Genomic DNA, 15,327 nt, shown 5'->3' with positions numbered 1-15,327 from the left:
TTGAAAAGAATTTTATTAATAGAAGATGAAGTAAGTATTGCAGAATTACAGCGAGATTATTTAGAAATTAATGATTTCCAAGTTGATGTAGAGCATTCAGGAGAAACAGGTTTACAAATAGCCCTGCAAGAAGACTATGATTTAATTATTTTAGATATTATGCTTCCGAAAATGAACGGATTCGAAATTTGTAAACAAATACGTGCTGTAAAAGATATTCCGATTCTACTTGTTTCAGCAAAAAAAGAAGATATAGATAAAATTCGCGGACTCGGATTAGGAGCGGATGATTATATAACGAAGCCGTTTAGCCCGAGTGAATTAGTCGCAAGAGTAAAAGCACATATTTCTCGTTATGAAAGATTATTAGGAAATGTAAGTAAGCAACGCGATACGTTATATATTCACGGAATTTCTATCGATCAACGAGCGAGGAAAGTTTTTATAAACAATGAAGAAGTGGCATTTACAACGAAGGAATTTGATTTATTAACATTCTTTGTCACAAACCCAAATCAAGTATTAAATAAAGAACAGCTATTTGAACGCATTTGGGGATTAGACTCTGCTGGTGATTTAGCAACTGTTGTCGTTCATATTAGAAAGCTACGTGAAAAAATTGAAAGAGATCCAGCTCACCCGCAATATATTGAAACGGTATGGGGAGCTGGTTATCGTTTTAACGTGTAATATACCTGCCGAGTAATTGGCAGGTTTTTTGTATGTTATTCGAACGAAAAGGAAGAAATAGGTAATTTGTGTTAAAATGTAAAGAGAAACAAAACAGAGGAGAGCATAGGGAGCGAGCTATATGTTGGGGGATATATTAAAAGATAATAAATCAAATAAGACTTTAAAGATTGGAACTAATATCGTACTTATCTTATTGATTATTGGTGCAATACAAATGTTTTATGATGAAGATTCTACGAATGATCATTTCGGTTGGTTCTTTTTTGCGATCTTTTGGGTAATTAAAAGCATTTCTAGCTCTAAGGTAAGTTTAAAAGATAGAGATAAAAAGTCGGTATTACTTGATGTGGGTTTAGTTGTTATTTCTTTTGTTTTTTTAGTTGTTTTTAGTGTGAAATATTTCATTTGAAAAAAGCTCATAGTCGTATAGAGGCTATGAGCTTTTTGTCAGTGTTTAGTTTTTATTGATAATAATGGTAATAACGATTTATAAAATGTTTGAGTAGTAGAAGTAAACTGAGCAGCTTCTTCTAAAAAAGGATAATGGTTGCTGTTTTCGAATGGAATGAAGATAGAATTACGTATCCCATCATGTATCTCGATAGAATATTGAATTGGGCACTGTACATCATATCTTCCGCATATAATAAGTGTCTTTGTTTGGATGGAAGGTAAATTCTCTCTTAAATCAAATGAAGGATATTCATTGGCGAAAGCATTCATCCGGCTAATGGACATTGTTTTATTGATTGGTTTACAAAAATAAGAGTTGTAGTTTTCTGGTTTATACAATGATAATTTTGTTCTCTTAGTAGATAGTTCTTTCCGTTCTTCATTTGTAAGGTGAGGGCTTTTTAAGTTTTCGATGAGTTTTTGCATATAATGAAACTGTGGATGTGCTGGGTGATAAATGCAGAATGGTGTTTCGGTATAGTTACTTGCTGCAGCTCCTGCTACGACTAATGATTGTAAGGAATGTGGATATGTAATTGCATATAAAAGTCCAAGCATACCACCTGTTGAATGGCCAGCGAAATGCCATGTTGGAAGTTGTAATGCTTCTCGTATGGCTTCCAAGTCGTGGATTGTTTCAATCATGCTTAATTCTTTTTCTGAATTGGCTTTTAACGAGTTACCAGCGTCTCGTAAATTAATGAGAAATACACGATGCGTAGCAGTAAAAACATCCGCAAAGTAATCACCAGTTTCATTAAATTGTGAATAGTGATGTGTAATACAAAGCGATTCGCCATCTCCTTTTGTAAAGAGTTCAAATGTACCACGTTTCGTGTGGATCATTTGTCGTTTCCACATAATATCACTACCTTTTCTCATAAAAGTTGGGCCAGGCTGTTATGAAATGAAAATATATCGGCGCATTTCGAAATATATCAGCGATTATTAAAATATATCGACTTACCGACAGAAACCGACAATAAATAAAAGGAGGCTATTCAAAAACGAGCCTCCTTTTCGTTTAGTACAAAGATTTTGTCATATTATTCCGAATAATTTCAAGGGATTTCGCTACAGTTAATGCGTTTTTTTCTTCAATTTCTGGTTTACGGGGGATAGGTTTATACATGTTGTCTGGATCTTCCCATGTGAGGGGAAGTTCTGTTTCTGCTTGTCCTTTCCAAGCTTCAATCCATTCTGGAGGGAGATAACCTGAGATGTTTTGGATGTTGTTCATTTCGAGCCAAATGAGTGCCCAAGCTCTTGGAACGACGCGCCAGTGATCATAGCCACCGCCACCGACAGCGATCCAGCGACCGTCGCAATATTCATTTGCAATTTCACGAGCGAGCTTCGGTATTTCACGGTAAATATTCATTGTCGCACAAAGATGTGTAAGTGGGTCATAATAATGTGCGTCAGCACCATTTTGCGTTAAAATAATATCCGGTTTAAAGTACGCTGCAACTTCTTTTACAACAGTTCGATATGATTTTAAGAACGATTCATCTTCTGTAAAAGCATCGAGTGGAACGTTAAAAGAATAACTATAGCCATTACCTTGTCCGCGTTCATTTACAGCGCCAGTTCCAGGAAATAAATAGCGACCAGTTTCATGTAATGAAATTGTGCATACGTTAGGGTCATCATAAAACGACCACTGTACGCCATCACCGTGATGAGCATCTGTATCAATATATAAGACGCGTAAACCGTATTTCTTTTGAATATATTTCATTGCGATAGAACTGTCGTTATAAATACAAAAGCCAGATGCTTTGCCGCGAAAGCCGTGATGTAAGCCGCCGCCCAAATTAAGTGCGTGCTTTACTTTCCCAGAAAGAACAGCATCGACAGCTGTTAATGTACCACCAACGAGCAATGCGCTTGCTTCGTGCATATTTGGGAACATCGGTGTATCTTCTGTTCCGAGTCCATAGGACATTGCAATTGATTTTTCTAACTTTCCTTCTCCAGCACGTTTTACCGCATTTATGTACTCCTCTGTATGAACGTAGGCGATTTCTTCATCTGTAGCCGTCCGTGGTGAGATGATTTGAGAGGGAGAGATGAAACCGCCCTTTTGTAATAAATCATACGTAAGTGTGACGCGCAGTTGGTTAAAAGGATGATCAGGGCTAAATGAATAGCCCCGGAAGTCATCCGAATAAATAAACGCGCTACTCATGCCTGCATCCCCATGATGTTTGGCCATAATACGCGGTAGCCTTCTGCTTCAAGTGCATCAATCACTTTTAGAGGATTCATCGTTTGAATGCGGAAAACGAGTACTTTATCATTCTCATCTTTTGCTGGATAGACGAGAACGCTCACGATATTTATTTGTAAATCACTAAAAATAGCAACGACTTTTCCAAGAATACCAGGTTCGTTTTTTACTTGAATTTCAATTTGCGAACTTGGTTGATGTGCTCCTGTTAATTTTACTAACGTGTGTAATACTGTAGATTCAGAAATGATTCCAACTAACTTCCCGGCCTTTGTAACAGGAAGACAGCCAATTTTATTTTCAAAAAATAAAGTAGCAATTTCCTCAACAAAATCGAGAGGATGGCAAGTCATAACAGGATGTTTCATAATAAGTTCGAGCGGTTGCTGTAGCATATCGAGTGAAACTTGTTCATCTAGAATAGACGGACTTGCATCTCTTACATCCCGATCAGAAATAATGCCTACGACGTGATTATTTTGATCGACAATTGGAATGTGCCGAATGCCTTTCGTGCGTATCGTTCGGATTGCTGTTTCGATTGTATCGTTTGGATGTAATGTAACTACATTTTGATTCATAATTTCTTCTACAATCATTCCAGTTGCCCCCTTTATTAATACATAAAACGATTGTGAAAACGTAGACGATCAAAAGCTTGAATAGAATCCGTATCAACGCGTTTACCGATGCGGACCATTAAACAGTTGGCAGGATGTGAACAAATTTCAGGATCGTCTGTAGCCATCCATTGTAACCCGCCAGCATTCATCATCTTCTCCATTACTTTTCGGTATTCCCACACATTCAATCCTGTTTGTTTCAAATCCCAGTGCCAATAATATTCAGTCGTCAATATAATGTAATCTTCCATATAATCGTCCATCATAGAAACCTCTAGTAAGTTCTTTCCGACAGAACTCCCGCGGAAGGCTGGGACTACTTCAATTGCCCCAAGCTCAATTAAGTTTTCCATTTTTCCTTCTGACCATCGTTCAAGTGGATCAGGATACAAGTATGTAACATATCCAACAATTGTTTGGTCATGTCTAGCAATAATGAGACGAGCTTCTGGTAATTTAGAAATTTCGACAATTGCTTTATATTGTTGCTCGGCAGGACGAAACGCAATTAAGTCTGGATGAAACTCATACATTTCTAAGTTATGTGTAGAGACAGGACCTTCAATAATTAAAGTGCCTTTCGCTGTTTTTAAGTTTCTAGCATTATATATTTTTTTATGAATCAATGTATTGCTCACCACCTTGAGGGTTTGTGAATCTATTAATATCGTACTTTATAATATATGCGATGTGAATCGAAATTTGTCATTAAAAATTTGTCTAAAAATCAACAAATATACTGAAAATTTTAAATAATGTCATTATAATAGATAATAGAATACATAGGAGGGGGATGTAAAGTATGAAAGTAGAAACGCTTCCTGTCATTAAAGGAGAAAATAATTTGCCGAATTATGATGAGGCATACGCGAATTTTAACTGGGAAGAGGTTAATAAAAACTTTACTTGGAATGAAACAGGCCGAGTAAATATGGCGTATGAGGCAATTGATAAGCATGCGAAATCCGATCGAAAGAATAAAGTAGCTCTTTATTATCAAGATGGATCGCGAAAAGAGAAATATACATTTAAGGAAATGAAGGATTTTTCTAATAAAGCAGGAAACGTCCTTAAGAATTATGGCGATGTAGAAAAAGGCGATCGCGTTTTTATTTTTATGCCACGTTCTCCAGAGTTATATTTCGCACTTTTAGGTGCAGTGAAATTAGGAGCAATTGTTGGACCGCTATTTGAAGCATTTATGGAAGGCGCAGTTCGCGATCGCTTAGAAGATAGCGAAGCAAAGGTGTTAATTACAACGCCTGAATTATTAGAGCGAGTACCATTAAATGATTTACCGGCTTTAAAAACAGTTTTCCTTGTTGGAGATAATGTAGAAGAAGGCGGTAAAACGGTAGCGTTCAATCCGTTATTTGAACAAGCTTCAAAAGAATTACATATTGAATGGTTAGGCCGTGAAGACGGTTTGATTCTACATTACACGTCTGGTTCTACTGGTAAGCCAAAAGGTGTGCTTCATGCGCAAAACGCAATGGTTCAGCACTATCAAACGGCGAAGTGGGTATTAGATTTAAAAGAAGACGATGTATATTGGTGTACTGCTGACCCGGGCTGGGTAACTGGAACAGCTTACGGTATTTTCGCACCGTGGTTAGTTGGAGCGTCAAATGTTATTTTAGGTGGACGCTTTAGTCCAGAAGCTTGGTATGAAGCACTGCAAGATTACGGTGTGACGGTTTGGTACAGCGCACCAACAGCATTCCGTATGTTAATGGGAGCTGGACAAGACGCAATTAAAAAATATGACTTATCACAAGTTCGTCACGTATTAAGCGTTGGTGAGCCGTTAAATCCAGAAGTAATTCGCTGGGGTATGAATGCATTTGGACTTCGTATTCATGATACGTGGTGGATGACAGAAACAGGTGGACAAGTAATTTGTAACTACCCTTGTATGGAAATCCGTCCAGGTTCAATGGGTAAACCAATTCCAGGTGTGAAAGCAGCGATTGTTGATAATGAAGGAAATGAAGTGCCTCCTTACACAATGGGTAACTTAGCAATTGCGAAAAGTTGGCCATCTATGATGCGCGGGATCTGGAATAACCAGCAAAAATATGAATCTTATTTCATGCCGGGAGATTGGTACGTATCAGGTGACTCTGCCTATATGGATGAAGATGGATACTTCTGGTTCCAAGGACGTATCGACGATGTAATTATGACGTCAGGTGAGCGCGTTGGTCCGTTTGAAGTAGAAAGTAAATTAATCGAGCATGCTGCTGTTGCAGAAGCTGGTGTAATTGGTATTCCTGATCCGGTGCGCGGCGAAATTATTAAAGCATTTATCGCACTTCGAGCAGGATACGAACCATCTGATGAATTAAAAGAAGAAATTCGTCAATTTGTAAAGAAAGGCCTAGCAGCTCATGCAGCGCCACGACAAATTGAATTTAGAGATAAATTACCGAAAACGAGAAGTGGTAAAATTATGCGCCGCGTATTAAAAGCGTGGGAGCTGAATTTACCAACAGGTGACTTATCAACGATGGAAGATTAAGAGGGAAAGGTCTGAACGAAAAATGTTCAGGCCTTTCTTTTTTATGATATCATGAACTTGTATATATAAGTTAAAGGGGATAGTATGATGAAAACAGAAAAGGAAAAGATGATACTAGGAGAAATGTACATACCGGCTGATCCAGTTTTAGTACAAGAAAGAGAGCAAGCACGTATATTAACGAGAAAATTAAATGATACGCCAGAAGAGCAATTAAAAGAGCGTAGCGAAATCGTAAAAGAATTATTCGGAACGACAGGAGATAATATTCATCTTGAATCTTCTTTTAGATGTGATTACGGCTATAACATTCATGTCGGTGAAAATTTTTACGCGAACTTTGACTGTACGATTTTAGACGTATGCCCGGTAACAATCGGAGTGAACTGTATGTTAGCTCCAGGTGTTCACATTTATACAGCAACGCACCCACTTGATCCGGTAGAGCGTATAAGCGGATCAGAATACGGAAAACCAGTTACAATTGGCGATAACGTATGGATTGGCGGAAGAGCAATTATTAATCCAGGTGTAACAATTGGAGACAATGCGGTGATCGCATCTGGTGCTGTCGTAACGAAAGATGTGCCTAATAATGTAGTAGTTGGCGGGAATCCTGCAAAGATTATAAAAAAACTAAAATAATATTTGAACGAAGTGCCTTCCTCGTCTGTATACATTTATGAAAGAATAGATGAGGGAGGCTTTTATATGTCTAATAAATTACTTCTTGCTTTTGCTTTACTTGGAATTATAGTCGTATTTTCTTGTGGTCTTTTCTTACCGATACCAATTGGATATAGAGTATCAATGCTTACAGCTGGAGTTATAATGAGTGTTCTGTTTTCAATCATTATTCCATTTGATAGAAAACATATAGTACGGAAAAATGGATATAAAATTGATTTTACAAAAACAAAAGTGTATTTTCGCTGGAATGTATTTGACACTATTTCTGTCTGCCTTGCGTTGTATGCATGCATATGTGTGCAAGCGTTAAATACTTTAGTTGCAATGGGATTTACGATTCAAAACCCATATGTGCAATTTTTTACAAATCAATCACAATTGTGGATTTTTATTGCGATTGCATATTTAATTTCCCGTATTTCATTAACGTTAAAAGGAATAAAGGAGATCAAAAATCATGGCGCAGATTGGGATTGAGGAGGAGCTCATGCTTGCGTATCAAAGTGGAGATAAACAAGCGGGAGAAAGACTATATGTTTTAATCAAACCAGCGCTATACACATTTTTATATCGATTTAACCGAGATGAACAATTAAGTATCGATCTTGTGCAAGATACGTTTTTGACGCTAGAGCGTAAGAAACATATGTATGAACTTGAAAAAGGTAAAATAAAAACGTATTTATTTCAAATTGGTTATCGTCTTATGATTAATAAATTAAATAGGAGAAAAAAGTGGCGTACGCTTTTGCCATTTTTAGTGCCGATTCCGGAAAAAGAATTTTCTCACGAAGATCGGCTCACAGTAAGAGAAGCAATTTTGAAAGTTCCAGAAGAGCAAAGAGCGGTCCTAATCCTTTCTTATTATCATGACATGCAGCAAAAAGAAATTGCAGAGATATTAAACATTCCGATTGGAACGGTGAAATCGAGACTTCATAACGGGATAAAGAAATTGAAACAATTGCTGGAGGTGGACGAAATTGAGCGAAAATCCCTTTAAGAGTGAATATAAGTTAAAGCAACATTTAGATAGTGATCATGTAGAAATACCAGACTTTCCAAAAACGGTAAGTCGATTCGATCGATTAATCGGGTTTCTTGGTTCCCCAACGAAAGATCCTGTGGAGGCGACCATTGGGAATGATTTATCGATTGTGTTTCATGTATCGTTATTAGTTGGGGTTCCAATTCTTTCTCTTATTACGATACTCTTTATGGTGTTGTAAAGGATTGACAAGAAGGGAAACCTGACCTCTATTTGACATGCCTATATAAATGATGGTATAAAGAAAAGTATATGAATAATTGAGCGTGGAAAGGGAGAAGTAGTGATCATTTCCCTGTTTTAGAGAGCTGATGGCCGGTGAAAATCAGCACATAGATGATCGCGAATTACGCCCCTAGAGCATCTTTTTTCGATTGAATTGTATTCAAAAGGGAAAAGACGGTGCTAAGCCGTTATGTAAATAAGGTGGTAGGCTTTTTTTGCCTGCAACTAGGGTGGTAACGCGATAATCAAAATCGTCCCTTATTTGAAGGGGCGATTTTTTTATGTTTTCAACCTTCACGCCAGTAATGAACTTAAAGGAGAGTATGTAGGATATGGGTATTTTACAAGATCTTGAATTTCGCGGTCTAATTAATCAGCAAACAGATGCTGAGGGACTTGAGCAATTATTAGAAAAAGAAAGCGTTAAATTATACTGTGGTTTCGATCCGACAGCAGATAGCTTACACATTGGTCATATGTTACCAGTATTAATGTTACGTCGTTTCCAATTAGCTGGTCACCAACCAATTGCACTTGTTGGCGGTGGCACTGGTATGATCGGTGACCCAAGTGGTAAAAAAGCAGAGCGTACATTAAATACGAAAGATACAGTTGCTTACTATACAGAAAGCATTAAAAACCAACTTTCAAACTTCTTAGAGTTTGAAAACGTGGACAACCCAGCAACAATGGCTAACAACTATGATTGGCTTGGTAACTTAGATGTAATTTCATTCTTACGCGATATCGGTAAAAACTTCGGTTTAAACTATATGTTAGCAAAAGATACAGTAGCATCTCGTTTAGAAACTGGTATTTCATTCACTGAGTTCAGTTACATGATTTTACAATCATACGACTTCTTAAACTTATACCAACACCATAATTGTCGCCTACAAATCGGTGGTAGTGACCAATGGGGTAACATTACAGCGGGTCTTGAATTAATCCGTAAATCAGAAGAAGATGCGAAAGCATTCGGTTTAACAATTCCACTTGTTACTAAATCTGACGGTACGAAGTTTGGTAAAACAGAAGGTGGCGCAATTTGGTTAGACCCAGAGAAAACAACTCCTTACGAGTTCTACCAATTCTGGATTAACACAGATGACCGCGATGTTGTTAAATACTTAAAATACTTCACATTCTTATCTCATGAAGAAATTCTTGAGCTTGAAAAGCAAGTAGCTGAAGCGCCAGAAAAACGTGCAGCACAAAAAGCATTAGGTTCTGAAATGACAAAACTTGTTCACGGTGAAGAAGCATTAGAGCAAGCAATCAAAATTTCAGCTGCATTATTCAGCGGTTCTGTAGCAGAACTAACTGCAAGCGAAATCGAACAAGGATTCAAAGACGTACCATCTGTAGAACGTACTGCAGAAGATACAGTATTAATCGACTTACTTGTAGAAAGTAAAATCTCTCCATCAAAACGTCAAGCACGTGAAGATGTAACGAACGGCGCAATCTACGTAAACGGTGAGCGTATACAAGCGTTAGACTACGTTGTAACAGAAAACGACCGCATCGAGGGTAAATTCACAATCATTCGCCGCGGTAAAAAGAAATATTTCTTAATTCGTTACTAATTAGAAACGAATATAAACAAATAATACCCCGAATTATAGGCTGAAAAGTTTATGATTCGGGGTTTTTTATGTATGGATTTAAATCGCCGGATCTTTTTTTGAAAATAGAATATAAAGAATTAATATGAGCATATAAAGTAAACTAACTAGCATAACGATAAATGCTGTTGGATAAAATTTTGCTGCATATATAAAGAAATCGATTTGATAAATATCTTGGTAATTTGAAACGGTGCCTTTGAAGTAATTCGTAAACTTAGCGCTATATTTCCATTCATCAGGATTATCTATTAAATTACTCCCTTGATACCAACTCATCAGTGCTGAAGTAATAAATAGCATAAATGAACTTCCGAGTTGAACCATTTGGTTTATTGTCAAAAAGAATCCACCTCCTATTTAATGGTTATTATAGCGTGCATTCATAGGCCTGTAACCTTTTTGTTGTAATCTCCTTTTCGAGTTCATACGGAAATCACATGTAAGCGGTATGATAAATGTATAACAAATAGAAAGGAGTGGTAAAACAAAATGTCACTAGAAGCGCTCATTATTTTTTCTTTGCTAAATGCGGGTCAGCTTGCAGAGAATTCGAAGGTGGATGTACATAAAGAGCAGAAAGATGCTTATGTATATGTTCAAAAAGAGGAAAATAAATAATTTTATTTTATATATAAACGAAAAAAGCCAATCCACAGGATTGGCTTTTTGTCATTAACGAGAGTAGAACTCTACGATTAATGCTTCGTTGATTTCAGCTGGTAACTCAGCACGCTCAGCGTGACGAGTGTAAGTAGCTTCTAATTTGTCAGCATCGAAAGTTAAGTATTCTGGTACGAAGTTGTTAACTTCGATCGCTTCTTTAACAACAACAAGGCTGTTAGATTTTTCGCGAACGCTGATAGTTTGACCAGGTTTTACACGGTAAGATGGGATATCTACGCGAGCGCCATCAACCATGATGTGACCGTGGTTTACTAATTGGCGAGCTGCACGACGAGTGCGAGCTAAGCCCATACGGTAAACTAAGTTGTCAAGACGAGCTTCAAGAAGGATCATGAAGTTTTCGCCGTGCTTACCAGGCATTTTACCTGCTTGGTCAAATGTGCGACGGAATTGACGCTCAGTCATGCCGTACATGTGACGAAGTTTTTGTTTCTCTTGTAATTGTAAACCGTATTCTGAAAGTTTCTTACGTTGGTTAGGACCGTGAGGACCTGGTGCGTAAGGGCGTTTTTCTAATTCTTTTCCTGTGCCGCTTAGAGAGATTCCAAGACGACGAGACAGTTTCCAAGCTGGACCTGTATAACGAGCCATAGTTGACTCCTCCTTTAAAAATGTTTTTATTTACGTAAAATAAAAACAGACGTAATCGATATTTACGGGCATTTTGTTTTCATGTACCTTCGCTCCAGCAGCAGGGAGTTACGAGATACACCTCCGTAGAGGAACAAAATACAAACGATAAACTCACATTACAAGGCTGCCTTTTTATTTTACACAAACGCTATTATATCTTTTACCCAGAGTTTCGTCAAGCGAGTACGTTTTTGTTTTATGCATATAAATTTTGGAAATTAATATAAGAAGGAATTTAAAACAATATAGAAGAAGAGATAGAAACACAAATAAAACGCTTACATAAAATGAAGGAAAACGTTCATCAAATTTTTATGGATGAATATGCGGCAATAAAAACATAAGGGGGATGTTTTTATGAAAAAGAAGCATATGGAGACAGCGTTAATTCATTACGGTTATACACCTGAGGAACATAAAGGAAGTTTAACACCACCTTTATTTCAAACTTCTACATTTACATTTGAGACTGCGCAGCAAGGAGAGGCGAGTTTTGCGGGAGTGGATCCATCTTATATTTACTCACGGCTTGGAAATCCAACTGTGAAATTATTTGAAGAACGTATGGCGGTGTTAGAAGGAGGAGAAGAAGCACTTGCCTTCGGATCTGGTATGGCAGCTATTTCAGCAACGTTAATCGGTTTTCTAAAAGCTGGAGATCATATTATTTGTTCAAATGGATTATATGGATGCACGTACGGTTTTTTAGAAGTGTTAGAAGAAAAATTTATGATTACGCATTCGTTTTGTGATATGGAGACAGAGGTTGATATTGAAAATAAAATTCGCCCAAATACAAAGCTTATTTTCGTTGAAACACCGATTAATCCGACAATGAAATTAATTGATTTAAAACAAGTGATTCGGGTTGCAAAGCGAAATGGCTTACTTGTTATTGTTGATAATACATTTTGTTCACCTTATTTACAAAGACCGCTTGAGCTTGGCTGTGACGCTGTTGTGCATAGTGCGACAAAATATATTGGTGGTCACGGTGACGTTGTAGCAGGCGTAACAATTTGTAAAACGAAAGCATTAGCTGAAAAGATTCGCCCGATGCGAAAGGATATCGGCGGTATTATGGCACCGTTTGATGCGTGGTTATTATTACGCGGGTTAAAGACGTTAGCAGTAAGAATGGATCGTCATTGTGATAATGCAGAAAAAATTGTATCGTTCCTAAGAAAACATGATGCGGTAGAAGGTGTTTGGTATCCAGAAGGGGAGTTAGCATCTCGTCAAATGAAACGCGGGGGCGGTGTTATTTCTTTTTCAGTAAAAGGCGGAAAAGAAGAGACGCAAGCGTTTATTAATGATCTTCACTTTATTACAATTGCGGTGAGTTTAGGAGATACAGAAACGTTAATTCAGCATCCAGCAACGATGACGCACGCTGCGATTCCAGCTGAACTAAGAAAAGAAATGGGCATTTTCGATAATTTAATACGCTTATCAGTCGGTTTAGAATCGTGGGAGGATATCGTTTCTGATTTAGAGCAGGCATTAAAGAAAATATCTACTGTAAATCAATGAAAAAAGAGTGAGCTATCGGTTTTGTACAGGGCGTACTAAATCGATAACTCGCTCTTTTCTTTTTACATATGTTTTAGGAGTGTTTCCACAAACTTTTCTAAATAGCGCTGATCTACTTCATCAAAACGATTCTTTTCAGGACTATCAATGTCAAGTACACCAATGACAGCTCCTTCTTTCACAATCGGTACAACGATTTCTGAATTAGAAGCACTATCGCAAGCGATGTGACCTGGGAATTGGTGAACGTCTGCTACAAGCTGTGTTGTTTTCGTTTCAGCTGCTACGCCGCAAACGCCTCGTCCAAATGGAATGCGTACGCAAGCAGGCATTCCTTGGAACGGTCCAAGGACAAGCTGATTTCCTTCTGTTACGTAAAAGCCAACCCAATTAACGCGATCTAAAAATTGGTTTAATAATGCGGACGCATTTGATAAGTTTGCGACTACGTTTGATTCGCCAGTTAATAACGCATCCAGTTGTTTAATTACTGTCTCATATTGCTGCACGCGAGATCCTGCATAACTTTCTTTAGTAAACATGGAAACAGCTCCTTTTTTATCGAGATGTGTAAAATATTAGCAAAATACGATGTATTTCACATGACTTTGTCGATAGAAAATTAAAGGAATTTGTCTTAAAAGTCAAGAAATTTAAACTATAGCTGTTCAGTGAGGGGAAGTGAGCGCATGAAGCAGACGAAACAAAAAGTAATTGATGCGGCAATATCGTTGTTTAATACGAAAGGGTATGATGGAACATCGGTGCGAGACATTGCAAAGCGAGCGGATGTGAATGTAGCGAATATTTCATATTATTTTGCTGGGAAGCAAGGTTTATTAGAACAGCTTATTACTGATTTTTTAGAAGGATATATTCATGTGATTGAAATGTCGTTTGAACAGAGAGAGTATTTGTCGGCTAAAGATGTGATGGTGCAAATGGTGCGCGGGATTTTACGATATCAATTTGAAAATAGAGAACTAACACGTTTCTTCTACCGAGAGCTTTCGCTTGATACGACATTAATTCGTGAAGTGATGACCGTTTATTTTTCTAAAGAAAGATATTATATAGAACAAATGATTAGACAAGGACAAATGAAAAAAGAATTTCAGAAAGTATCATTTACAATGTTTATGACGCAATTAAAAGGTATGATAAATATGCCGTTTTTATATCCACAATATATATCAGAAGTACTGCATTCTTTCCCGTCTGAGACATTTTTCATAGAAATGTACACGAAAGAGATTGAGCAATGGATGGGACAAGCATTATGTAAGGCGAATATGTACCATGAATGGCCAAGAGCTGTTCATATGTGAAGAATCCCCACCTAACGAACTGAGGTGGGGATTTTTATGTTTACTTTTCTTTGCCATAAATTGTTACATAATAGCGCTATAATTGTTAATGCAGCTCCAGCGATTTCAATTTTATCGACTGTATAACCTCGAAAGATAGAACCGATCAGTGCAAGGATAGGAACTAAATTCATAAATAATATGCCGTTAATAGATGAAATATAGCGATTTCCCATATTCCAGCAAAATACAGCGATAACGCCTGCGATAATCGACATATAAAAGAGCTCAAAACGAACGCTCACAACTGTACGCAGTGACGGCATAGTAACTATATTTGTGTACGTTAAGAAAGTAACAATAACGATGAGTGAAATGGAGCCAAATAAACAAGTTAATGTCGTGTACCTAAGTGGTGACCAAGATTGAAAACGAGCACCCCCGTTTGTATAAATGACCCAGCAAGTAACGCCGCATAGCATCAATATATTTGTTGATAAGTGGCTTGCAGCTCCAAATAGTAATTCAATATTTCCTTTTGAAATGACAAGCATAACGCCAAGTAATGCAACGAACATACAAAGGAATGTATAGTTTTGTGGGCGGCGATTTTGGGTTATCCATTGCAGTGATAAGGCAATCAGTGGCATAAGGGATTGAATCATAGCTGCATGGATTGCTCCGGAAGGTCCGGCAAGTTGCTGTCCGTAGAAAACGAGAAAACCATACCCCGCGAAACCGACTGTCCCGTAAAAGAATAGAGAAAGTGTTCTTTTTTCTAAGCGGAGTGAAGTCTTTCCTTCAGTAATTAATAGCAAAATAAGAAAAATAATAGCTGCTGATCCATAGCGAAGCGTTGTGAAGAAGAATGGATCGATAAATTGCAGAGCACTTGCCATTACAGGAAACATAAATCCCCAGGCAGTGACGGCGAGTAAGCATAGAAAGGATCCGAGTAGCATTTGTTTTTTGTTCAAGAGTATCTTTCCCCTTTACATTTCGTTATAGTAAGTTGATGAAATAAGTATAAAGAGTAATTGTTTATAGGAGGAA

At 37.5% G+C, this 15,327-nt stretch carries 19 protein-coding genes and 1 other annotated feature; of the genes, 11 read left to right on the top strand and 8 right to left on the bottom strand.

Annotated features, from left to right (window positions below):
- Together C3Y97_RS23600 and C3Y97_RS23595 are read left to right on the top strand one after the other, a co-directional pair.
- Nucleotides 1-690 carry a response regulator transcription factor gene (locus tag C3Y97_RS23600; protein WP_002195828.1) on the top strand — a complete coding sequence of 230 codons (690 nt, stop codon included), beginning with the start codon at nt 1-3 and terminating at the stop codon, nt 688-690.
- 121 nt (nt 691-811) lie between these two features.
- Nucleotides 812-1,102 (top strand): hypothetical protein, encoded by a 291-nt coding sequence (locus C3Y97_RS23595; RefSeq protein WP_000900162.1) that lies wholly within the window; start codon nt 812-814, stop codon nt 1,100-1,102.
- 38 nt (nt 1,103-1,140) lie between these two features.
- Here the strand turns inward: C3Y97_RS23595 and C3Y97_RS23590 are convergent, their stop codons facing one another.
- The 4 genes from C3Y97_RS23590 to acuA form a co-directional block, all read right to left on the bottom strand.
- The gene (locus C3Y97_RS23590; protein WP_002041890.1) at nt 1,141-2,028 is read right to left on the bottom strand and encodes an alpha/beta fold hydrolase; all 888 of its coding nucleotides are present in this window, start codon (nt 2,026-2,028) and stop codon (nt 1,141-1,143) included.
- Between the two features lie 142 nt (nt 2,029-2,170).
- Nucleotides 2,171-3,337 (bottom strand): acetoin utilization protein AcuC, encoded by a 1,167-nt coding sequence (acuC, locus tag C3Y97_RS23585; protein WP_000092830.1) that lies wholly within the window; start codon nt 3,335-3,337, stop codon nt 2,171-2,173.
- Entirely contained in the window at nt 3,334-3,978 is a 645-nt protein-coding gene (locus C3Y97_RS23580; protein ID WP_000634583.1) for an acetoin utilization AcuB family protein, read from the bottom strand. The genes acuC and C3Y97_RS23580 overlap by 4 nt, the downstream gene beginning before the upstream one ends.
- Before the next feature lie 17 nt (nt 3,979-3,995).
- Complete coding sequence (gene acuA, locus C3Y97_RS23575; protein WP_000581388.1) at nt 3,996-4,628, bottom strand: acetoin utilization protein acetyltransferase AcuA; 633 nt, start codon at nt 4,626-4,628, stop codon at nt 3,996-3,998.
- A 176-nt stretch (nt 4,629-4,804) separates the two neighbouring features.
- On the opposite strand from acuA, the gene acsA reads away from it, so the two are divergent.
- The 6 genes from acsA to tyrS all read left to right on the top strand — a co-directional run bounded on the left by acsA (nt 4,805) and on the right by tyrS (nt 10,075).
- Entirely contained in the window at nt 4,805-6,523 is a 1,719-nt protein-coding gene (acsA, locus tag C3Y97_RS23570; protein ID WP_136363671.1) for an acetate--CoA ligase, read from the top strand.
- Nucleotides 6,524-6,607: 84 nt separating this feature from the next.
- A complete protein-coding gene (locus C3Y97_RS23565; protein WP_002026426.1) occupies nt 6,608-7,168 on the top strand; it encodes a maltose acetyltransferase domain-containing protein in 561 nt (186 codons plus the stop codon).
- Between the two features lie 66 nt (nt 7,169-7,234).
- A complete protein-coding gene (locus C3Y97_RS23560) occupies nt 7,235-7,690 on the top strand; it encodes a hypothetical protein (protein WP_078186239.1) in 456 nt (151 codons plus the stop codon).
- Nucleotides 7,671-8,216 (top strand): RNA polymerase sigma factor, encoded by a 546-nt coding sequence (locus C3Y97_RS23555; RefSeq protein WP_000057201.1) that lies wholly within the window; start codon nt 7,671-7,673, stop codon nt 8,214-8,216. Before C3Y97_RS23560 ends, C3Y97_RS23555 begins: the two co-directional genes overlap by 20 nt.
- Nucleotides 8,197-8,442: a hypothetical protein gene (locus tag C3Y97_RS23550; RefSeq protein WP_001293787.1), complete on the top strand. Its 246-nt coding sequence runs from the start codon at nt 8,197-8,199 to the stop codon at nt 8,440-8,442. The genes C3Y97_RS23555 and C3Y97_RS23550 overlap by 20 nt, the downstream gene beginning before the upstream one ends.
- 77 nt (nt 8,443-8,519) lie before the next feature.
- Nucleotides 8,520-8,748 (top strand) — a binding site (T-box leader).
- A 70-nt stretch (nt 8,749-8,818) separates the two neighbouring features.
- Complete coding sequence (gene tyrS / locus C3Y97_RS23545; protein ID WP_000512080.1) at nt 8,819-10,075, top strand: tyrosine--tRNA ligase; 1,257 nt, start codon at nt 8,819-8,821, stop codon at nt 10,073-10,075.
- A gap of 78 nt (nt 10,076-10,153) precedes the next feature.
- Here the strand turns inward: tyrS and C3Y97_RS23540 are convergent, their stop codons facing one another.
- Nucleotides 10,154-10,441: a YjdJ family protein gene (locus tag C3Y97_RS23540; protein ID WP_002198228.1), complete on the bottom strand. Its 288-nt coding sequence runs from the start codon at nt 10,439-10,441 to the stop codon at nt 10,154-10,156.
- Nucleotides 10,442-10,606: 165 nt separating this feature from the next.
- Between C3Y97_RS23540 and C3Y97_RS23535 the strand changes: the two genes are divergently transcribed.
- Nucleotides 10,607-10,735: a hypothetical protein gene (locus C3Y97_RS23535; protein WP_000050944.1), complete on the top strand. Its 129-nt coding sequence runs from the start codon at nt 10,607-10,609 to the stop codon at nt 10,733-10,735.
- Between the two features lie 54 nt (nt 10,736-10,789).
- Here the strand turns inward: C3Y97_RS23535 and rpsD are convergent, their stop codons facing one another.
- The gene (rpsD, locus tag C3Y97_RS23530; RefSeq protein ID WP_000135315.1) at nt 10,790-11,392 is read right to left on the bottom strand and encodes a 30S ribosomal protein S4; all 603 of its coding nucleotides are present in this window, start codon (nt 11,390-11,392) and stop codon (nt 10,790-10,792) included.
- A gap of 399 nt (nt 11,393-11,791) precedes the next feature.
- Between rpsD and megL the strand changes: the two genes are divergently transcribed.
- Complete coding sequence (gene megL / locus C3Y97_RS23525; protein WP_000726616.1) at nt 11,792-12,967, top strand: methionine gamma-lyase; 1,176 nt, start codon at nt 11,792-11,794, stop codon at nt 12,965-12,967.
- A gap of 62 nt (nt 12,968-13,029) precedes the next feature.
- On the opposite strand, the gene C3Y97_RS23520 is transcribed toward megL, so the two are convergent.
- The gene (locus C3Y97_RS23520; protein ID WP_000494340.1) at nt 13,030-13,509 is read right to left on the bottom strand and encodes a GAF domain-containing protein; all 480 of its coding nucleotides are present in this window, start codon (nt 13,507-13,509) and stop codon (nt 13,030-13,032) included.
- A 147-nt stretch (nt 13,510-13,656) separates the two neighbouring features.
- Here C3Y97_RS23520 and refZ point away from each other — a divergent pair, with 147 nt between their 5' ends.
- Complete coding sequence (refZ, locus tag C3Y97_RS23515; RefSeq protein ID WP_121868107.1) at nt 13,657-14,295, top strand: forespore capture DNA-binding protein RefZ; 639 nt, start codon at nt 13,657-13,659, stop codon at nt 14,293-14,295.
- An 11-nt stretch (nt 14,296-14,306) separates the two neighbouring features.
- Here refZ and C3Y97_RS23510 read toward each other — a convergent pair whose 3' ends face one another.
- Nucleotides 14,307-15,251, bottom strand: coding sequence for a DMT family transporter (locus tag C3Y97_RS23510; protein ID WP_061457762.1), 945 nt, complete (start codon nt 15,249-15,251; stop codon nt 14,307-14,309).
- Nucleotides 15,252-15,327: the final 76 nt, after the last annotated feature.

The organism is Bacillus sp. DU-106 (assembly GCF_004799705.1).
GTDB lineage: Bacteria > Bacillota > Bacilli > Bacillales > Bacillaceae_G > Bacillus_A > Bacillus_A cereus.
This window is presented reverse-complemented; position numbering and strand designations above follow the sequence as displayed.